The organism is Nitratireductor sp. WH36-1 (genome assembly GCF_058725515.1).
On sequence record NZ_CM178970.1, the window covers coordinates 1,734,123 to 1,748,640 of the forward strand.

The window sequence follows — 14,518 nt, forward strand, 5'->3', positions numbered from 1 at the left end:
AACGAATGAGAGCGGCCCGATCCGACACGCCCGGCGGATTTTTTCGCTCAGGCGACCAGAAGCTGCTTTCGGTCGGCGCGCTCCTGCTGCGGCGAGCGCGCGTAGAGTTCGCGGTAGCATTTGGAGAAATGCGATGCCGAGACGAAGCCGCAGGCGACCGCCACCTCCACCACCGGCAGGGAAGACTGGATGAGGAGATGCCGCGCGCGGTCGAGCCGGATTTCGAGATAATAGCGCGCCGGGGAGCGTCCCATCTCCTGCCGGAAAAGCCGCTCGATCTGGCGGCGGGAAAGCCCGACAGTCTCCGCCACCTGCACCAGCGATAGCGGCTCGGAGAGATTGGCCTCCATCAGTTCGATAATGGTCAGAACCTTCGAGTTCTGAACGCCGAGCCGGGCTCTCAGCGGCAGGCGCTGGCGGTCGGAGGGGCTGCGCACCCGGTCGGTAAGTAACTGCTCGCAGACGCGGTTGATCAGGTTCTCGTCAAAATCCTCGCCGATCAGCTTGAGCATCATGTCCATGGCGGCGGTGCCGCCGGCGCAGGTGTAGATGTTCGCTTCGGTCTCGAACAGATCCGCATAGACATTGGCGCGCGGGAACTTTTCTGCAAAGCCCGGCAGGTTTTCCCAATGGATTGCGCAGCGCCTGTCGGTCAGAAGGCCGGCGCTGGCGAGCACATGGGCGGCCGTGCAAAGCCCGCCCAGGGTCACACCGCGATTGTATTCCTCGCGCAGCCAGGCAAACACGGTCTTGTCGCTGTAATCCTCGACATTGAGGCCGCTGCACACGATCACCATCGAGGGGCGTTCATGGCCGGTCATCATCCGCCGTTCATCGGCCAATGATGAGCTGACGGCCACTTCAACACCGTTCGATGCGCGCACCGGCAGGCCATCTGCACTCGCCAGCCGCCATTGATAGGCCGCGTAGCCCGCCATGCGGTTGGCGGCGCGCAACGGCTCAAGCGCCGCGGCAAACGCCATCATGGTGAAGTCGGGGATCAGAAAGAAAACGATGGACCGCTTGCAGCTATGCTCTTCCGCCATATTGCCTCCCGATCGCGCATGATGCTCTCTCCTCATCATGCTGCTGTCGTCAAAGCGTCATCAGGAAAAGGGTTTTCTGTCAATGCGGCAGGCACGGGCAGTCCCAGCTTTATGTACGCCCAACCCAACTGTTTCGTGGCGAATTCTTAAACGGTAGAACGAAAAAGCCACCGTTCCGCGTGTCGGACGGTGGCTCTGAAACGGATGGTGTAACCGGGCCGGGGAACTCAGTTCACCAGAAATCCGAAACGCGCGCCGGCCAGCGCGCCGGTTTCGCCGGGCATGGTCCTGCCAAGCCGCTGGCGTGCGAAAACCGTGTTCGGATTGGAAACCCGCCTGCGGCGGAAAATGCGTGCGAAAAGCTTCATCCTGCGCTCCATGGAAACAGCAATATCGAAAGACAGTCGGCTCTCACCGGGCGCCTTCCATGCGTGATGGAATGGGGTCGCTCGTTCGATGGCGGGAAACTAACCGCTGCGCGGGCGCTGTTGCATGGGAAATGCGAAGCGCTCCGCCGGGAAAACGACATTTTCGGCGAAATCGTGGTGTTTTCAGCGCCACCGGAGACAAAAAAGACCCCGGTGGTTTGGCCGGGGTCTTTCAATGCAGGGATGGTCTGGCTGCGGGTGCAACTAAGCGCGTGGCGGATTTGGCCATCTCAGTCCGCGTGTCTGGTCGACGACGCGTTCTTCTTCTCCGTTGGACGGAGGCCGTATTTTGCATGATGCGTCATTGCGTCGAATTCAATCGCGAAATCACGCACCGCTTTAAGGGCTTTTCCCAGCGATATCATTGAACGCACTCCTGTTTGATGCCCCGTTGTTCAGAGCCGCGAGATGCCGCGGTTGTCCTGACCATCCGATTGAAGGCCCGTATACTGGCTGGGCCAGCCGATATCCTTGCGGATCTCTGCCGGCAATGTGCCGATCAGACGCTCGGTGCGGCGGCGGTTGAGGGCTGTGCGGTAGTGACGGACAAAATGATTGACGCGTGTGAAAACAGACATCGTCTTCTCCTTTGGTTGGCTTTCGCCTCTCGTCGTTGCCTGACGCTGTTGACTATGCCGCAAGGTTGATGTTCAATCAAACACAATCGAATGATGCTTTCGTTCAAAGTTATTGAATGGAGAACGCCATGAACGCTCCCGTCAATCATCCCGTTCCCTTATTGGAGCTGGACGTTCTGCGAACCTTCGTCGCGATTGCGGAAACGGGCAGTTTCACTGCGGCGTCCAACGCCGTCTTCCGCACGCCATCGGCGGTTTCGATGCAGATCAAGAAGCTTGAGGAAATGCTCGGGCGCTCGGTCTTCGTGCGTGACGCGCGTTCGGTATCGCTCACCTCCGACGGCGAGTTATTATTAAGCTACGCCAGAAGGCTCCTGGCGTTAAACCGTGAAGCCGTCTCGAAATTCGTCATGCCCGACATCAGCGGCATCGTACGATTAGGATCGCCGGACGATTACGGCGAGCGCATCCTGCCAAATGTCCTGAAGCGTTTTGCAGAAACCCACCCTGCCATTGCCGTCGACGTGGTCATCGACCAGAGCTTCAATCTGCGCAAGCGCATGGCCAACCGGCAACTTGATCTCACCCTTCTCACATGCACGGACGACTCCGCTGAAAACGGCGTGCAGATCGTCTACACCGAGCCCATCGTCTGGGCCGGCGCAAAGGGCGGAAGCGCCCATCTGCGCGAACCCTTGCCGCTCTCCATCTGGGAAGAGGGTTGCGCCTGGCGCGCCGGCGCGCTGAAGGCCATGGAAAAAGACGGCCGCGATTATCGCATCGCCTATATGAGCGCCCATACGGCAGGCCAGCGCGCCGCCATCCTTTCCGATCTCGCCATCGCGCCGCTTCCCAAATCCTTCCTGCACGGAGATCTGGTGGAACTGGGCGTCAAGGACGGGCTGCCGAAACTTGGCAATTATCACATCGGCATGGTCGTCGCACCCGACGCTTCCGCGCCGGTAAAGGCCGCAGCCGACCACATCCGCTCCACCTTCGATGCCTTCGTGGAGGACAATCGGGCCTGAACACGGGGAGGCCATATACGATGCGTTCGAATGATCGGCCGCAGCTTGCCGGCATTGCGCTCTCCAGCCCCGACAAGGCGCTGTTTGGCGAGGCCGGCATCAGCAAGCTGGATCTGGCGCGCCATTATGAGCGTGTCGCAGGACGCATGCTCCCGCATGTTGAAAAGCGCCTCGTCAGCCTCGTGCGCTGCCCGGACGGGCAGGGCAGTCCCTGCTTCTTCCAGCGCCATGGCGGCAAAGGCTTTCCCGAAGCGGTCGGGCGCCTGGAGATCACCGAGAAGAGCGGCGAGCGCGACGACTATCTCCATATTGACGATCTCGCCGGAATCATCGCCGCCGTGCAGATGAGCACGCTGGAGTTCCATGTCTGGGGATCGCGCATTGACCGTCTCGACGCGCCGGACCGGCTGGTTTTCGATCTCGATCCGGATGAAGAACTGGATTTCGCTGCCGTTCGCAGCGCCGCCTTCGCCGTGCGTGAGCGGCTTGCCAATCTCGGCCTTGAAAGTCAGCCGCTCCTGACCGGCGGCAAGGGCATTCATGTGGTCGCGCCGCTGGAGCGCCGGCGCGAATGGCCTGATGTGAAGCGTTTTGCACACGGCTTCGCGCGCAAACTGTCGGAGGACGAGCCGGATCGCTTTCTGGCGGAAGCCTCCAAAGAGAAACGGACAGGGCGGGTCTTTGTCGACTGGCTGCGCAATGAGCGCGCCGCAACCGCCATCGCACCCTATTCGACACGGGCCAGACCCGGCGCACCGGTGGCGACGCCCGTTTCATGGGCGGAACTGAAAAGCATCGAAGCCGCAAACGCCTTCACGCTTGCCGACATGGCGGCACGGCTCTCCAAGCCCGATCCATGGGCTGAAAGCGCCCGCTGGCGTCAGTCCATCACTGCGGACATGCTCAGCGCGGTTGACGCCGGCTGATACTCAGTCGCGCCGCCGCCGCGCCGCGCGTTCTTCGCGTGAGCGTCTGCGCGGGCGCGCTTCGCCATCGCCGTTTTGCGCATCCGCCAGCTGTCGTGGCGGCAGGGTCACCCGTTCGGCCAGCCTGGGAAAGGCGTCGATCTTGTTGGGCAGCGCCATGGCGTGCACGAAATGCTCCTGGAACTTCGGCTCCAGCGCCGTCTCGATCTTTTCGATGCGCTTCACCGTCTCCTCGATTTCGCGCCGGTGGTCGCGGTTCAAAAGCGCCATGCGCGCGCCGGTGCCCGCAGCATTGCCCACAGCTGAAACCCGGTCGGGGTCGCAATCGGGAATGAGCCCCAGCACCATGGCGTAAAGCGGATCGATGAAGGAGCCGAATGCACCGGCAAAGCGGATCGTGTCCACCGTCGCCACCGCCTGCTTTTCCATCAAAAGCCTGATGCCTGCATAGAGTGCGGCCTTGGCGAGCTGGATCGCCCGCACATCGTTCTGGGTCACGGTCAGCCGTGGTCCGCTTTCCTTCAGAACGTAGGAGAAGGTGCGTCCCTCGGCGATGATGCGCGGGTTCGTCTCTGCCAGTGCTCCGTTCACCACGCCATCTTCCGAGATGATGCCGCTCAGATACATCTCCGCAATCACCTCGATGATGCCCGAACCGCAAATGCCGGTTACGCCGGTTTCGCCCAGCGCTTCGGCAAAGCCGGGCTCGTCCGACCAGAGATCGCAGCCGATCACGCGATAGCGCGGAGCGAGTGTTTCGCGGTCGATGCGCACCCGCTCGATGGCGCCGGGGGCGGCGCGCTGGCCGGCGGAAATCTCGGCGCCCTCGAAGGCAGGGCCTGTCGGCGAGGAGGCAGCCACCACGCGCGCCCGGTTGCCAAGCACGATCTCCGCATTGGTGCCCACATCGACAATCAGCATCATCTCGTCCTGCCGGTGCGGACCTTCTGCCAGCGTCACGGCAGAAGCGTCCGCGCCCACATGGCCGGCGATGCAGGGCAGGAGATAGGTTCGCGCACCGGGGTTGAGCTTCAGCCTGAGATCGTCGGCCTTGAGCTTCACCGCGCCCGACACGGCCAGCGCGAAGGGCGCGCCGCCCAGCTCCGTCGGGTCGATCCCCAGAAACAGGTGGTGCATGATGGGGTTGGCGACGAACACCGCATCGAGAATGTCATGCCGTTCGATGTCGCCATCGTCCGCCACTTTCTGCACCAGTTTCGAGATTTCCTGCCGCACGGCGCGCGTCATGGCCTCGCGCCCGTCCGGGTTCATCATCACATAGGAAACCCGGCTCATCAGGTCTTCGCCAAACCGGATCTGCGGGTTTGACGCGCCGGCAGACGCCACCACGCGGCCCGAAAGAAGCGATACGAGATGCATGGCGATGGTCGTGGAGCCGATGTCGCAGGCAAGCCCATAGGCTTCGTTCTTCAGTCCCGGCCACAGCGCCACGAGCCTTGCAATGTCGTCTTCGGCATCCTGATGCACGGCTGCGGTGACCGCCCACTGGCCGGCGCGCAGGATGCCCTGAACCTGCGCCAGCAAGTGTGCATCCACCTCGATGCGCCCAAAGCCCCAGTCCTTCTGGAGCGCCGCCTTCAGCCGGTCGAGATCGCCGAGCGGCCGGTGCATGTCGGGTTCTTCCACCTCGACATAACAAAGGTGCATCGCCGGGCGACGCTCGATGATGCGGGTGTCGGCATCCTTGCGCACCACCTGCGCGTTGATGACGGCATCCTGCGGCACGTCGATGACGAGATCGCCCTCGACTGTTGCCGAACAGGAGAGGCGGCGTCCCGCCGGCATGGAGCGTTTCTCCGCATAGCGCGCCTCGCGCGGGCCAACCTTCGAGATGTGATCCTCGGAGGACGTGATCCTGTGCTTTGCGAATTGGCCTTCCTGAACCTCGATCTGGCATCGCCCGCAGGTCGCCCGCCCGCCGCATACGCTCTCCACATAGACGCCAAGCTGTCGCGCCGCGTCCAGAATTGTCGTGCCTTTGGGAAAGCGCCCGCGCTTGCCCGACGGCATGAAGAGCACGAGCGGGTCGTCGCTCATGGCCATCCCCGCATGCCGGGAGCCTGTGTCATGTCCGATGCCCTTATGCATGTCGGTATGTCCAAGGTTATCTCACTCCCGTGCGCGGCGCGCCTCGCGTCCGCCGCGCCGCCGCCCGCTGCCCGAGGCAGGTGCTGCAGCGGGGGCCGCTGCTCCAGCCGCAGCTGGCTGATGGTCGCGATAGGTCATGATCCAGCGGGAGCAGTTGGGGTCCGTGCCGTTCAGCACATTGGCCGCGCGCACCATCTCCATTTCCTGCGGGCGGCAGGGGTTCATGATGGCGCTCGTCATGCCGGCCCCGATCACCATCGGAATGAAACCGGCATTGATGCCGTGCCTGTGCGGCAGTCCGAACGAGATGTTGGAAAGCCCGCAGGTGGTGTTCACCTTCAATTCCTCGCGCAGCCGCCTGAGCAGCCGGAACACCTGCTGGCCGGCCGTGCCCATGGCGCCGATCGGCATCACCAGCGGATCGACCACGATGTCATGCGCGGGAATGCCGAAATCGGCGGCGCGCTGGACGATCTTCTTCGCCACTTCGAAGCGCACATCGGGATCTTCCGAAATGCCGGTTTCGTCATTGGAAATGGCGACCACCGGCACATCGTATTTCCTGATCAGCGGCAGGATGGCTTCCAGCTTCTCTTCTTCGCCCGTCACCGAATTCACCAGCGGACGCCCCCTGGCAGCCCTGAGCCCGGCCTCGATGGCAGCGGAAACGGAAGAGTCGATGGAGAGCGGCACGTCCACCAGCTCCTGCACGATCTCCAGCGTCTGCACCAGAAGGCCGGGTTCGGTGGCGTTGGGATCGACCGCCGTCACACCGGCATTCACGTCCAGCATGGTTGCACCGGCGGCCACCTGTGCCAGCGCATCATTCTTCACCGTCTCGAAATTGCCTGCGACCATCTCTGCGGCGAGCTTTTTGCGCCCGGTCGGGTTGATGCGCTCGCCGATCACGCAAAAGGGCTGGTCGAAGCCGATCACGACTTCCTTTGTGGCAGAGGCGACGATGGTTCGGGTCATTCACTGTCCTCCTGGGAGACATGAAACGCGCTTCATGTCGCTGATCGATGATCTCAATTCGTATCGACACTCGTTTCGCTGGCGTCTTTCACCATCTCCACGGGTCGTTCGCTTGGGTTGTCATGCAGAATATGGTCGAGCCTTTCGGCGACCAGCGCATCGTCCAGACCGGGTTCGCGCTTCCATGGCCTGCGGCCTTTCAGGACGCCTGAATCGTGCACGATCTCGGCCACGAACTCCTCCTGCCGGTAGGCCATGACATGAACGCCGGAAACGCCTTCGATCTCCTTCACCTCATTGATGATGTCGATGCACAGGCGCTTGCCTTCCTCTTTCTGGTTTTCGGCCCCTTCAAGCCGTGCGATCACGGCGTCGGGAATGTGCACACCCGGCACATTGGTGCGGATCCAGCGTGCCGTCTTTGCCGATGCGAGCGGGCCGACACCCACAAGGATGAAGCATTTTTCATCAAGCCCCATGTCGCGCACGCGCTTCATGTATTCCCTCAGCATCGGCACATCGTAGCAATACTGGCTCTGCACGAACTGTGCGCCGGCGGCGATCTTCTTGGCGAGCCGCTGCGGGCGAAAGTCACAGGGCGGGGCGAACGGATTGATCGCCGCGCCGAGAAACACCGCCGGCGGCGTGGTGAGCCTGCGGCCCGACAGGAATTTCTCCTCGTCGCGCATGGTCCGAACGGTTTCCAGAAGCGACATGCAGTCGAGGTCGAACACGGGTTTTGCGCCCGGCTGATCGCCGGCCTGCACGCCATCGCCCGTCAGGCACATGATGTTGCTCACGCCCATGGCGGCGGCCCCCAGCACGTCGCCCTGAATGGCGATGCGGTTCCGGTCGCGGCAGGCGATCTGCATGATGGTGGCGTAGCCCATGCGCGTCAGCAGCGCGCAGATGCCCATGGACGACATGTGGCAGTTCGCGCCCGACGCATCCACCGCGTTGATGCCGTCCACCCAGCCGTCGAAGATCGCCGCCCGCTCGTAGACATCCTGCGCATTGGCGCTGTCGGGCGGGTTCAGCTCCGCTGTCACTGCAAACTCTCCGCGCCGCAGAACGCGTTCCAGCCGCCCGCGTGAGGCGTGGCCGGGCAGGGGCTCCAGCGGCAGGTCGACGCCCTCGGGGTTCTCATCGATCTGCGGCGGGCGCGGGCTCATGCGGCACTGCTCCCGGCTGCATTTTCGCGTTCCTGTGCGGCCCGCGCCGTCACCCGCAGCCAGGCCGAGCTCTCCCGCAGTGACTGATCCACGGGCTTCTGCACGTCGAGGATCGCATCGCCATTCCGCATTGCCTGTGCGCCTTCCCAGGCCTTCACCCACACGCAGGGCATGTCCGGCTCCACCTCGCAGTGCCCATTGGCCCGCACGCCCCCGCAGGGGCCGTTGCGCAACTGTTTCGGGCAGTTCATCGGGCACGACATGCCGGTGGAGGAGAGGATGCACTGGCCGCACATGCGGCAGTCGAACATCAGGCCCTTCACCTGCCGTTCAACAAATTTCACCGGCTTTTCAGCCCGCGCATAGCCGACGGCGTTCCAGAACGGATGCAGCGCCAGAAACAGGCTGGAGAAGCGCGCATAGACCCATTCGAGAAACCGCGCATGCCGAACCGACCAGCGCCGCATCGTGTAGCGTCGTTGCACGCGCCGCAGCGGCGACACGTCAGCCGGCCGGTAGGCAAGCCGCTCGCGGGTTTTCTTCACCAGCGTCGCCTGGGTTACCGTGGTCGTTTTTGTGCTGTCATTTCCCGTCATGACCGCCTGCCTTGACGAGCGCCACGAGGCGCGCCCTGTCATAATCGCGCTCGATGGTTTCGAGTGCTCTGTCGGCTTCCGCCTCCAGATCGTCGCTGACGGAAACCGGATCGCCGCGCCGCCACTCGGCCAGATAGGCGTCGCTGTCGCGCGCGCCCACCCGCATGGCGCACATGTCTATCGCCTCGGTAAAGCGCAGCGGCAGTTCGCGCCTGGCGTTCTGCCGTCCTTTCCGGACGATCACCTGCGCGGGGATATCACGCCAGTATACCACGATCAGATTGGCCATAAGCGCTTGTTCCTTCCTCCGTTTTCAGCATTGCCGAATGCATTGCGCGCCCGCTTGCTGGCGGGCGACGCGCGCGCATTCAAATGCGACGTGGAAGAAGGTGGAACGGCAATAGTCCGGATCGTCCCTTGTGCGTCCTGTGGGGCGCACAAGGGCGATCTAGTGCATCACGGCGCCGGCCATCATGCTGGCGCCGACCACGACGCCGGCAATCACCAGAAGCGAAAGCACGCCGCATGTGATGGCGATGCTGAGAAGGATGCCGTCACGCTCCGAAAGCGCGAGGCCCACCAGCACGCAGGAAAAGGCCGGGAACCAGTTGCCGAGCGGGATCGGCAGCGTCACCGCAATCGAGAGAACCAGCGCAATGAGGCCGATGACCCGGTCTGCATGGTCCCGCGCAAACGGCCAGTAACGCGGCTTGATCAGCCGTTCAACGAGGATCAGCCGGGGAATGAAGCGCTCGCTCATATGGCGAAACTTGTCGGCCCCGATGGATTTGTTGAGCAGGAAATTGGGCAGCCAGACGGTGCGGTTGCCCATCACCATCTGAATTGCAATCAGCACCAGCGGCGGTCCCAGGATCACCGTGCTGCCGGGCGGGAAGGGCAGGAGATTTAGGCAGGCGAAGAACACGAAAAGCGTCGCAAAGCTGCGATCGCCGAGCGCCTGGCGGATTTCGCCGATGGAAACCTTGTCTTCTGCACGTTTTGCCAGGTCGCGGAAGATGCGCGACAGCCGGCGCGGCGGCAGCTCAGCGGGCGGTGCGCCCAACACCGTGTCCAAGTCCGTTCCCTCAGCTTTCATCGTACTCGTCGTGCCCGCCCTGCGAATCCCAAAGGGGACGTCAAACAGTCTTGTTCGAATGCCGTTAAGCCTTCATGACAATGGCTGCAAGCTTCCGCCCCCATCCGATATGTTATTGCGCCCGTCGAATTTCCATGATGTCGAGGATGGATTCTCGCTCCGGCGCTGGAAATTCAATGCGCCATTGCGCTTCGCCGTCGCGGAAAACATAGCCCACCTGATCGGTGTCGCGCCCTGCGCCATAGGCGGGCGGTTGATCGCCGCTCACCGAAAAGACGCCGAGATAGATCATGCGCGAATCGCCATCGTCGAAAAAATGTCCGTCCGTCAGCTGTGATCCGGTCAGCTTTTCAAAGAACCAGCCCGATCCGTCATCGCTGACCTCGCACCCGAACCAGCCATAGACGATGAGTGGCGCAAGCCCCCCGGTCTTGATGGTGCGGCATTGCCACGCGCCGGAGAGGTCGAGCCCCTGAAAGGAGCGCTTCTGCCGCCCGTCTATCTCGTCGAGTAGCGCGATGTCTTCTGCCGCGCCGCCGGCTCTGGCCTGTTTGAAAGCCTCGCCGCGCATCCGCTCATAGGCATCAAGCCGCGCCGCATCGCGATAGGTGATCTTCTGTACGACCGTGTCTTTCTCAAAACCGGCCCGCTCCATGTCGAGTTTTTCCTGAACCAGCGACTGGGCATTGGCCGCGCCGGCCATGAGGCCGAGCGCCAGTGAAATGGTGATGAGACGGTGCATGAGTTTCTCCGGAACGCAGGTCAGCAAAGCACCGCCAATGTAACCATTTCATGGCGGTTTCCGAAGCGTCAGTGCTTTTGCAGCGCCCCCGCAAGGGCTGCCGGCAGGTCGCCATACCCGGTTTGCCGCTTTTCATAGGCGAGGCCAAGGAGGCGCGCCGCCTTCTGCGCCACGGCCTCAAGCGCAGGATCTTCCGTTTGCGCCAGATAGACAAGCTTTTGATAATTGCCGAAAAAGTCCTGAATGAGCTCCGGGTGCCGGTCGAGCCCCATCGGCTTCATGAAAAACGCGTCGAACTGGCGGCAGAGAAAATCCGTCATGTAGAAGGAGAGCATGTCCGCCTCGGCAACCGCTTCAAAGCGGGAAAGCCCCTGATAGAAGGCGAAGCAGTGCGGGCCTTCTATGCGTTCCACCCCATGCTTTTCGCAAACCCGGTCGAGCCCGCCGCCCGTGCCGCAATCGGCATAGCCCGCGAAAATGTGGCGATAGCCCTGCGCACGCGCCTCCCGGATGGCTTTGTCCATGGCAGGCGCGATGCGCTCGGGGCGGTAGTGAAATTCCGCCGGCAGGCAGGTGAGTTCCAGATGGTCGAAGCCGTAGCGGTCGCGCACCGCAAGGATTTCGCGCGCAATCATTCCGCAGGCGATGACAAGAACGCGCTCCGGGACGGGAACTTTCGCGGGGCTGAGAACTTTTTCCGGTTTTGCGCGTTCATTCATCGTGGCGGCCCAGTCTGTTCGGGCGGTCTATCCGTGAGGGAGATAAACCATGAAACTTTCCACTCTTTCCCGTCTGGCGATCCTCGTTCTGGTCGCAGGCTCTGCAGCCGGCTGCGCCAACACGATCCGCGGCGTCGGTCAGGATACGGCGAATGCGGTCGATGCGACCCAGAATGCCGGTCGCAATGTCGTGCGCGCCGCCAACTGACATTTCGGGCAACACCCGGCCTTGAAGCATTTCGGGCACCGCCCGGCCTTGAAGAAGGTCAGGCGCCGGCCGTCAGATTGTGCTTGCGCCTGATCAGTTCCTTGGCGGTTTCCACCGTCACCGCCGCATCGCGGCAATAGGCGTCCGCGCCCACGGCCTGGCCAAATTCCTCGTTGAGCGGCGCTCCGCCCACCAGAACGATGTAATTGTCGCGGATGCCCTTTTCCTTCATCGTGTCGATCACGACCTTCATATAGGGCATGGTCGTCGTCAGCAGCGCCGACATGCCGACAATGTCGGGCTGGTGCTCTTCGATTGCCGCCAGATAGTTCTCGACCGGGTTGTTGATGCCGATGTCGATCACGTCGAAGCCCGCGCCCTCCATCATCATGCTGACGAGGTTCTTGCCGATGTCGTGAATGTCGCCCTTCACGGTGCCGATCACCATCTTGCCCTGTTTGGGTGCGCCGGTTTCGGCCAGAAGGGGCCTCAGGATCGCCATGCCAGCTTTCATGGCGTTGGCTGACAAAAGCACTTCGGGAACGAACAGAATGCCGTCGCGGAAATCCTCGCCGACGATCCGCATGCCTTCGACCAGTGCCTCGGTCAGAACCTCATAGGGCTTCCAGCCCCGGTCCAGAAGAATGCGCGTGCCTTCCTCGATCTCCTCCCTGAGCCCGTCATAGAGGTCGTCATGCATCTGCTGCACGAGTTCGTCGTCCGCAAGCTCGGACAGGATGATCTCGTCGTCGGACATTCTCTGGCTCCCGCTGCTCACATTGCGCGGGCAGGGCTTCCCGTTCCGCGCTCCGGATTGCTCGCAAACATGCGTCTCAAAGGAGAATAGGGCGCGATCTGCCGGTTCCCATGGCTGATTTGCGACCTGCAGCGCAGGGAAAGCGACGGGGGAGGGGCGGCTGGTATCTTTCCCCCGCTTCGGATGGCGCGCGTTCGCGGGTTCGGAAAGCGATAAAACTGTTAACCATGATTAGGAATAAATGCAACTTTAGATTACATTCTTCTTTTCTAAAATGCTTCCCATGGTAGTGTTTCTTCAAGGGGCGGCCCACGCGTATCAAGTAGGAGTCGCATATGCGTATGTCCCTTGTGGCGGGTGCCGTTCTCACGGTGCTTGCTTCACCATCCATCGCCTTTGCCGCCAGTGGCGTTATCCCGTTCCGTGGAGAGGTCAATTCCACCTGTGTCATTACGGTGGATTCTCCGGGAACCCTGGGTATCAGCGGTGATTTTACCGTCTTGAGTTCCGATTTGAGCGGCGGCATAGCCGGTCGCGCATCCGTTCTGGCGACGGGCGCGGGATACTCCTTATCGACCACGGCGCCGACCGCATTTTCCTCGGCGCCGCCGACCGGCAATGCTCATGTAACTTTTGCATCCAAGTATACGACGACGGGCGCGACCAGCGTGACGGATATTCCTGGTCCAACTTTGACCCCACTTTCAACGGGCCTCACGATGGCTAGCGTCGACCTCACGGCGACGAAGTCCACGGGGATCTTTGCCGTCGGCACCTACATCGCCGACGTCACGATCACCTGCGAGTAGGAGGCAGCCATGATGGCGAAGTTTGTCGCGGCGATCGTCGTTCTGGCGACGGTCACGCCTGCCGCAGCACAATCCATGACACCGATGCGCGGGGAGATCAGAAGCTTCTCCGACAGCTTCGCCGTGCGGGTTCGCCCGCACAATCCGTACCGCCATCGCATAGAGGTGGCGGTGCGGGTCTATGACGAGGATTTCCGACCGATTGCGGCGAAGGTCGTACCCTCGAAAATGATGCTGGGGAGCGATGTGTCGCGTCCTGTTCTGGTCTCCGTCGATTTCGGCGAGAGCAGAACCAGACGCGTGCGGATTTGCACGGAGAGCATTCCCTTTCCCGATCAGAAAACGAGGATTAGAGCCCAGATATGTGGACGCTTCATCGCTTACCGCGCCAATTGAGCGTGGCCCTGTGTTTCCTGTTGGCTGGTGCGGCTGCCAGCCAGGCAGAGGATCAGTACATCATCAATCAGAACCAGACAGGCGTGACCCTGCCGGGCGTCACGATGCCAAACGGGTTTGACGAAGTGCGTGCCGCAGATGGCACCACCTGTCGCGCTTCCATGTCCGGTTCCGGTGCGTATCTCGATTCCGGCGTCATTGGCGGCGCGAATGACAACGTATCGGCCTATGGCCGTCTCGTTGTGCCCTTGGGAGAAAGGCCGACGCGCCTTAACTGCGACCGGCTTTATCAGCTGGAGATCGAGCGGCTGGAGCTTGAGGTTCAGCTCATGCGGCAGGGGCTGGACCCGCGCATGAGTTCCCGGTCATCGGGCAGTTGGGCGAGCGACGCCTCCTGGACCAACAAGGGCAGGCGCTGAAAAGCGCCTGCCTACTTTAAAGCAGATATGCAATGTTCCTTTATTTCATTTGACGATCTCTTTGGTTTGAGGAATTCTATATTTATTTTTCAAATGAGGTTTAAAGTGAAGTATTTATTTTCATTATTGTTATTATTACCATATTCAACATCTGCCTCTGCATTGGAGGCCAATATTCCGTTCAAAGCAGTGATCGATGATACATGCAGCGTGGAGTTTCAGACCCCAGGCAAACTGGCGCGCGATGGCTTCTATGCGCTCGATTCTGCAGCGTCTGGCGGTCGCGCCGGTGTTGCCGCCATTTACACCACCTCGTCTGGTTTCAAGGTCAATCTGCGCAACCCGAAGAACTTCACCACCGCGCCCGCTGGTGATGCGTCTGCGACATTCACTTCCAGCTATAAAACCAGCGGTGGAACAACGACTTCCAGTGTTTCAGGGGCGACGAAGACCCCGCTGGAAATGGGCGTGAAAATGTCGTTGTAAACCTGCGCGCAGTCTCTCAGAAGTCGAT

The 14,518-nt window shown here is 61.6% G+C and carries 19 protein-coding genes; 7 read left to right on the plus strand and 12 right to left on the minus strand.

The window, feature by feature from the left end:
• Positions 1-47 precede the first annotated feature (47 nt).
• The 3 genes from AC4PTT_RS08235 to AC4PTT_RS08245 all read right to left on the minus strand — a co-directional run bounded on the left by AC4PTT_RS08235 (position 48) and on the right by AC4PTT_RS08245 (position 2,052).
• Positions 48-1,046 carry a GlxA family transcriptional regulator gene (locus AC4PTT_RS08235; RefSeq protein ID WP_113155563.1) on the minus strand — a complete coding sequence of 333 codons (999 nt, stop codon included), beginning with the start codon at positions 1,044-1,046 and terminating at the stop codon, positions 48-50.
• A gap of 227 nt (positions 1,047-1,273) precedes the next feature.
• Positions 1,274-1,414 carry a hypothetical protein gene (locus tag AC4PTT_RS08240; RefSeq protein ID WP_206543832.1) on the minus strand — a complete coding sequence of 47 codons (141 nt, stop codon included), beginning with the start codon at positions 1,412-1,414 and terminating at the stop codon, positions 1,274-1,276.
• Positions 1,415-1,869: 455 nt separating this feature from the next.
• Positions 1,870-2,052 (minus strand): hypothetical protein, encoded by a 183-nt coding sequence (locus tag AC4PTT_RS08245; protein WP_206543831.1) that lies wholly within the window; start codon positions 2,050-2,052, stop codon positions 1,870-1,872.
• Positions 2,053-2,180: 128 nt separating this feature from the next.
• Between AC4PTT_RS08245 and AC4PTT_RS08250 the strand changes: the two genes are divergently transcribed.
• Positions 2,181-3,080 (plus strand): LysR substrate-binding domain-containing protein, encoded by a 900-nt coding sequence (locus tag AC4PTT_RS08250; protein ID WP_206543830.1) that lies wholly within the window; start codon positions 2,181-2,183, stop codon positions 3,078-3,080.
• 20 nt (positions 3,081-3,100) lie between these two features.
• Positions 3,101-4,006, plus strand: a complete 906-nt coding sequence (gene ligD / locus AC4PTT_RS08255; RefSeq protein ID WP_492162469.1) for a non-homologous end-joining DNA ligase — start codon at positions 3,101-3,103, stop codon at positions 4,004-4,006.
• Positions 4,007-4,009: 3 nt separating this feature from the next.
• Here the strand turns inward: ligD and AC4PTT_RS08260 are convergent, their stop codons facing one another.
• The 8 genes from AC4PTT_RS08260 to AC4PTT_RS08295 form a co-directional block, all read right to left on the minus strand.
• Positions 4,010-6,064, minus strand: coding sequence for an ASKHA domain-containing protein (locus AC4PTT_RS08260; RefSeq protein WP_492162470.1), 2,055 nt, complete (start codon positions 6,062-6,064; stop codon positions 4,010-4,012).
• A 72-nt stretch (positions 6,065-6,136) separates the two neighbouring features.
• Positions 6,137-7,090, minus strand: a complete 954-nt coding sequence (locus AC4PTT_RS08265; protein ID WP_492162471.1) for a methyltetrahydrofolate cobalamin methyltransferase — start codon at positions 7,088-7,090, stop codon at positions 6,137-6,139.
• Between the two features lie 53 nt (positions 7,091-7,143).
• Positions 7,144-8,262, minus strand: coding sequence for a methylenetetrahydrofolate reductase (locus AC4PTT_RS08270; protein ID WP_206548833.1), 1,119 nt, complete (start codon positions 8,260-8,262; stop codon positions 7,144-7,146).
• On the minus strand, positions 8,259-8,858 hold the full coding sequence (locus AC4PTT_RS08275; protein WP_206548834.1) for a methylenetetrahydrofolate reductase C-terminal domain-containing protein: 600 nt from the start codon (positions 8,856-8,858) through the stop codon (positions 8,259-8,261). The genes AC4PTT_RS08270 and AC4PTT_RS08275 overlap by 4 nt, the downstream gene beginning before the upstream one ends.
• The gene (locus tag AC4PTT_RS08280) at positions 8,845-9,147 is read right to left on the minus strand and encodes a virulence factor (protein ID WP_206543824.1); all 303 of its coding nucleotides are present in this window, start codon (positions 9,145-9,147) and stop codon (positions 8,845-8,847) included. Before AC4PTT_RS08280 ends, AC4PTT_RS08275 begins: the two co-directional genes overlap by 14 nt.
• Positions 9,148-9,306: 159 nt before the next feature.
• Positions 9,307-9,924 carry an exopolysaccharide biosynthesis protein gene (locus AC4PTT_RS08285; protein ID WP_224873593.1) on the minus strand — a complete coding sequence of 206 codons (618 nt, stop codon included), beginning with the start codon at positions 9,922-9,924 and terminating at the stop codon, positions 9,307-9,309.
• Positions 9,925-10,066: 142 nt separating this feature from the next.
• Entirely contained in the window at positions 10,067-10,696 is a 630-nt protein-coding gene (locus AC4PTT_RS08290) for a DUF4893 domain-containing protein (protein ID WP_206994234.1), read from the minus strand.
• A 68-nt stretch (positions 10,697-10,764) separates the two neighbouring features.
• Positions 10,765-11,415 carry a DUF1638 domain-containing protein gene (locus AC4PTT_RS08295; RefSeq protein WP_492162472.1) on the minus strand — a complete coding sequence of 217 codons (651 nt, stop codon included), beginning with the start codon at positions 11,413-11,415 and terminating at the stop codon, positions 10,765-10,767.
• Between the two features lie 49 nt (positions 11,416-11,464).
• Between AC4PTT_RS08295 and AC4PTT_RS08300 the strand changes: the two genes are divergently transcribed.
• Entirely contained in the window at positions 11,465-11,623 is a 159-nt protein-coding gene (locus AC4PTT_RS08300; protein WP_113155552.1) for an entericidin domain-containing protein, read from the plus strand.
• Positions 11,624-11,681: 58 nt separating this feature from the next.
• Here AC4PTT_RS08300 and AC4PTT_RS08305 read toward each other — a convergent pair whose 3' ends face one another.
• Positions 11,682-12,380 (minus strand): corrinoid protein, encoded by a 699-nt coding sequence (locus tag AC4PTT_RS08305; protein WP_113155551.1) that lies wholly within the window; start codon positions 12,378-12,380, stop codon positions 11,682-11,684.
• A 335-nt stretch (positions 12,381-12,715) separates the two neighbouring features.
• Here AC4PTT_RS08305 and AC4PTT_RS08310 point away from each other — a divergent pair, with 335 nt between their 5' ends.
• The 4 genes from AC4PTT_RS08310 (at position 12,716) to AC4PTT_RS08325 (ending at position 14,490) form a co-directional block, all read left to right on the plus strand.
• Positions 12,716-13,189, plus strand: coding sequence for a hypothetical protein (locus AC4PTT_RS08310; RefSeq protein WP_224873591.1), 474 nt, complete (start codon positions 12,716-12,718; stop codon positions 13,187-13,189).
• Positions 13,190-13,198: 9 nt separating this feature from the next.
• On the plus strand, positions 13,199-13,585 hold the full coding sequence (locus AC4PTT_RS08315) for a hypothetical protein (RefSeq protein ID WP_206543821.1): 387 nt from the start codon (positions 13,199-13,201) through the stop codon (positions 13,583-13,585).
• 20 nt (positions 13,586-13,605) lie between these two features.
• Positions 13,606-14,004: a hypothetical protein gene (locus AC4PTT_RS08320; RefSeq protein ID WP_492162473.1), complete on the plus strand. Its 399-nt coding sequence runs from the start codon at positions 13,606-13,608 to the stop codon at positions 14,002-14,004.
• Positions 14,005-14,109: 105 nt separating this feature from the next.
• The gene (locus tag AC4PTT_RS08325; protein ID WP_492162474.1) at positions 14,110-14,490 is read left to right on the plus strand and encodes a hypothetical protein; all 381 of its coding nucleotides are present in this window, start codon (positions 14,110-14,112) and stop codon (positions 14,488-14,490) included.
• Positions 14,491-14,518 lie beyond the last annotated feature (28 nt).